Genomic DNA, 4580 nt, shown 5'->3' with positions numbered 1-4580 from the left:
TCTGCTTGAAGAAGTCAACGTCGATGATCATCACGCTCAAGGGCTGGCCGTAGCGCTGCAGGCGGTCGATCTCGCGCTCGATGGACTCTTCCAGTCGCAGCCGGCTCCATGCGCCAGTCAGTTTGTCGGTGCCGGCGAGCAGCTCAAGGCGGTCGACCATGAGTTGCAAGTGCTGATTGGTTTGCTGCAGGTGGTCGAGTTCCTGCGCATGAGCGGCGTCGAAGACGAGCGAGACGATCGCTTCCAGCACATTGTCCGGCCCAAGGACAGGCAGCTTTGACCAGACGCAACGATTGATCCGGCTATTGATCGCCAGATCGACGCACACCGCGGGCGAAACCTGACCGGCGAGCAACTGGCGCTCGGCGTGGTCGAGCAATTGGCAGATGTCCGCCGGCAGGAGATCGCTTTCCGATTTGCCGCAAAGTACCCCGCCGTGTGGGCACAACAGCCGTTCGATTTGCTCGTTGGCGATCCGGTAACGGCCGTCGAGCCCCTTGATGCCGATGCCAACCGGCGCCGGTCCCTGCATCAGAAGCCTCAGCAAGCCGGCAACCGGCAGCCGCCCAACGGATGCCAAGTGGCTGTTCCAGGCAAGTTCTTCCATCGCGGGCACATCCTCTTGTAACACGGAAAGCTGCCGGTCTGTCTGCGGGTCCGACGGCGGCAAGTCTCCGCCCAGTGCGCGATTATACGAGTTAGCCCGCTACGCCTGGGAGAAGTCGCTCAATCGTGCGCCGGCGGAAGGTTACTGGCGTTTGCCGGCCTGTTCGCGCGTGCTCGACGGTGCGTGCCGAGGCTACGCTACGCGGCGTTTGTCCTGCTCTGCCGCGCTCTTGCTATACTCGCCACCGTCGCCCGGAGAAGCCCGATGAACGTGGTCGCCATTATCGATGACAGCGATATCAATCTTGCCTTGCTCAAGGCTTTGGTGGGCAAGCTGGGCGGTTGCCAGGCGCATGCCTTCGCCGAGTCGTCGGCGGGCTTCGCCTGGTGCGCAGAAAACCTCCCCGATCTGGTCATTGTTGATTACATGATGCCGGTCATGGACGGGATCGAGTTCATTTCGCGTCTGCGCCGGCTGCCTGAGCGATCCGAGTTGCCGGTGCTGATGATCACCGCCAACGACGATCGGGAGGTTCGCTACCGCGCGCTGGAGGTCGGAGCGACCGATTTCCTGACCAAGCCGGTCGACCGGATGGAATTTGCCGCGCGCGCACGCAATCTGCTGGCGCTCAACACGACTCGCAAGCATCTCGCTGACCGGGCTGCCTGGCTGGCCGAAGAGGTCGCCAAGGCAACCGCCGTGATTCACGAGCGCGAACAGGAACTCCTCTTCCGGATGTCGCGCGCAGCCGAGTTTCGCGACCCGGAAACCGGCGCCCACATTCAGCGGATGGCGCATTTTTCCCGCCTGATTGCCGCCGGCATGGGCCTTGCGGCGGATGCTCAGCAATTGATTTTGCAGGCAGCGCCGATGCACGATGTCGGCAAGATCGGTATTCCTGACGCCATTCTGCTCAAACCTGGCCGCTTGACGCCAGAGGAGTTCGCCATCATGCGCGGGCACGCGCGTCTTGGTTTCGAATTGCTCGCCGGCAGCCAGTCGAAAGTTCTCCAGGCAGCAGCTTCGATCGCGCTGGCGCACCACGAGCGCTTCGACGGTTCGGGATATCCGGCGGGCCTGGCTGGATCGGCCATCCCGCTTGACGGCCGGATCGTTGCCGTGGCCGATGTCTTCGACGCTTTGGTCTCGGAACGGCCGTATAAGCGCGCCTGGGAGCTGGAGCGCGCCTTTGCCTATCTCGAGACGAACGCCGGGGCGCATTTCGATCCGGAGTGCGTCAAGGTCTTCCTCGCCCGCAAGGACGAGGTGGTGGCCATCCGTTTGCGCTTTCAGGACGAAGCGCCGGAAGATTTCTGAATTTTTCAGCGAGCTCGCCGAGGCCGATTTTCACTGGCCATGTTGCCGCGGATGTAAAATGGCCGGCCAGCCGCTTACCAATTGGCGATGACGCGTGGGGGACGATGAAGTGGAACAGAGGGGTGGATAAGGTGAAGGAACTCGAAGCGGCGCTGGCGGCGCACGTGATCTGGATGTCCGAACTCAGGCAAGCCATCGTCAATGCCGCCACGACGCCGGGCGCCGAGTGCGTGCGGGCAGACGATAAATGTCCCTTTGGCAGGTGGCTGTACGGTCCTACCCTGTCGCTGGAAGAAAGGGCCACCGAATACTACCGGGAAGTCAGGGCGCTGCACGCCGAGTTCCATCAGGTTGGCGCGCGTGTGCTGGAGCTTGCCGCGCAGGGGAAAGTATTCGAAGCCTATCGCATCTTGTACGGCGAATACCTTACGATGTCGGGCCGCCTGGCCTTGGCCATCCGCGCCTGGCAGAAGGCGCTGCAGCATACGGACTGACCACCACAACGCGGCAGCGCCGGCGCGATGACCAACTGCTGCCCGGCTGAGCGTGCCCGCCGATGGGTCGGTCAAGGTCGCGGGTCGTCGGTCTGTGGCTCGCCGGTCGCTGCCGTTCGCGCTGCCAGCTCGTCGAGGCGGCGAAGGCGGCGGCTGAGTTCGCGCGCCAGGTTGAGGACGATGAGGGCAAACGTCGGCAGGTCCGATTCGTAGATCTGGAACAAGCCGCCGTTCGACAAGGCCAACGCAGAAACCGGCTCAAGCGCACGCACCGTTGCCGAGCGGCATTGCATGTCGATCAGTTCCATTTCGCCAAAAACGTCACCGACGCCAAGCGTGGCGATACGGCGCCCTGTTTCGCTGCCCGCCGAATCGCTGCTCTTCAGGATTTCGACACGCCCGCTGCAGATGACGAAGAGCGAGTCGCCTTCTTCGCCTTCATGCACGATTACCTCGCCAGTGACAAAGCTCAGCTCGCGCAACAAGGGCAGGATGCAGCCCATCGCCCGGTCGTCGACGCCGCCGAAGAGCGGCTGCTGCTGCAGAAAGGCGACTGTCTCCACGGTCCGTCCTTGAAGTTGTTGAGCGGCGCGCGGCCGATTGGCCGGGGTGCAGGTCCATTCTGCGCTTGCCGGCCGACGAACGGAAGCCCGTGCACGCTCGTGTAGCGCTTCGCCGCGCGCACCCGCCGCTCAGCCGGGACGCTCGGCGAGCTGCTCGACCAGCCGCAGCAGGCGCGGCAGCGTGTTGCGCTCGAGATCGAAGCGCTGCTCCATGTCGCGCCGAGCCTGGGCGCGCTGTGTCCGCAGGCGATCAGGCTGGGCGAGCAATTGCACGATCTCGGTCGCCAGTTGCTGATGGGAAAAGAAGTCGACCAGCAGCCCGTTTCTCCCTGCCTCGATGACTTCGCGTACGGGTGGCGTATCGGACGCGATCACCGGGCAGGCGCAGGACATCGCTTCGAGCAGCGACCAGGAAAGGACGAAAGGGTAGGTCAGGTAAACGTGTGCGCTCGACAGGCGCAGAACGTCGAGGAATCTTCCGTAAGGGACTCTGCCCAGAAAGTGCACCCGCTGATCGTCGAGCGCGTCGCCAAGCTCGCGCTGGTAGCGGCTGCGGTAGGTCTCGCCGTCGGGCAAGCGGCGCCCGTAGCTGACTTCGTCGCCACCGACAATCAACACCTGCGCCTGCGGACGCGCTGCGAGGACGGCGGGCAGGGCGCGCATGAAAATGTGAAAACCGCGATACGGTTCAAGGTTGCGTGCAACGTAGGTGATCACCTCGTCGCCCGGGCGCAGTCTGCCGCGCCCGGCCGGGAGAATGAAGTCGTCCACCGGCGCCGGACGCGCGACATCGGTTCGGATACCGTCATGGATGACTTCGATGCGCTGCTGGAACGGGCCTGGATACTGGTCGCGCTGCCAGGCGGTCGGACTGACGCCAAGGTCAGCGGCTTCCAGGCTGATCAGTTGTATCGTGTTGCGTACGCGCAAGCGGCACTGATCGTCGAAGCCGGAGGGGAATTCCGGGTCGAAACCCATGTCCGAACCGCTCGCTCGGTAGAAGAATTCAAGGTAGAGCAGCAAGCGCGCGCTGGGGAACACATCCTTCAGAAAAAGCGCTTCACCCCAGGCCGGGTGTGCGCAGATGACGTCCGGAACAAAGCCCTCGCGGCGCAAGGCGAGCGCCAGCCTGGCCACCGCCTGACCTCGGCGAACCGCCGCTTCGCTGCTCTGCAGGTAGTGGTGCGTTTGCGCCGAAGCCCCTTGCGGCGACGCATAGGCGACGACCTTCAGGCGTGGATGGAAAGCGCTTGCCTGCCGGCGCAGGTTCTCTTCTTCGCCGATGGCGACGACCTCGTTCTTCGGCGAATTCGCCAGCGCCGGAGCGAGGTGCTTGTATTGCCCGGGAAAATTCTGATGGACGAAAAGGATGCGCATGGACAGGCGGGAGGGAAACGGCGCCATCAGCCGGCGCCAAGGCGTCTCGGTTGACAGACGGTGAGCGAGCGACGATGTTAGCCGGTTTTCGCCTTGTCGAGAACGCTTCCCGGCCGGCCGGAACGCCGGCGAACAGTCGCTGCCGGGGCGGCGGGCAGACTGCGCTAGAATTCGTCCGATGATGAACGACGAGTATTTCATGCGCGAGGCGCTGTCGCTCGC

At 63.7% G+C, this 4580-nt stretch carries 5 protein-coding genes; 2 read left to right on the top strand and 3 right to left on the bottom strand.

Annotated elements, in window-relative coordinates; all coding sequences use genetic code 11:
• The coding region (locus RKP46_RS10505; RefSeq protein WP_311106598.1) for a PAS domain-containing protein at positions 1–607 on the bottom strand (607 nt) is incomplete at its 3' end.
• 264 nt (positions 608–871) lie between these two features.
• Between RKP46_RS10505 and RKP46_RS10500 the strand changes: the two genes are divergently transcribed.
• Together RKP46_RS10500 and RKP46_RS10495 are read left to right on the top strand one after the other, a co-directional pair.
• Positions 872–1924 carry an HD domain-containing phosphohydrolase gene (locus RKP46_RS10500; protein WP_311106597.1) on the top strand — a complete coding sequence of 351 codons (1053 nt, stop codon included), beginning with the start codon at positions 872–874 and terminating at the stop codon, positions 1922–1924.
• Positions 1925–2028: 104 nt separating this feature from the next.
• The gene (locus RKP46_RS10495; RefSeq protein WP_311106596.1) at positions 2029–2418 is read left to right on the top strand and encodes a CZB domain-containing protein; all 390 of its coding nucleotides are present in this window, start codon (positions 2029–2031) and stop codon (positions 2416–2418) included.
• A 71-nt stretch (positions 2419–2489) separates the two neighbouring features.
• On the opposite strand, the gene RKP46_RS10490 is transcribed toward RKP46_RS10495, so the two are convergent.
• Both RKP46_RS10490 and RKP46_RS10485 read right to left on the bottom strand, forming a co-directional pair.
• Positions 2490–2981, bottom strand: a complete 492-nt coding sequence (locus RKP46_RS10490) for a cyclic nucleotide-binding domain-containing protein (protein ID WP_311106595.1) — start codon at positions 2979–2981, stop codon at positions 2490–2492.
• A gap of 129 nt (positions 2982–3110) precedes the next feature.
• A partial coding sequence (locus RKP46_RS10485) for a glycosyltransferase family 4 protein (RefSeq protein ID WP_311106594.1) occupies positions 3111–4580 on the bottom strand: 1470 nt, incomplete at its 5' end.

It is taken from the genome of Accumulibacter sp. (genome assembly GCF_031732815.1).
Taxonomy (GTDB): Bacteria; Pseudomonadota; Gammaproteobacteria; order Burkholderiales; family Rhodocyclaceae; genus Accumulibacter.
This window is presented reverse-complemented; position numbering and strand designations above follow the sequence as displayed.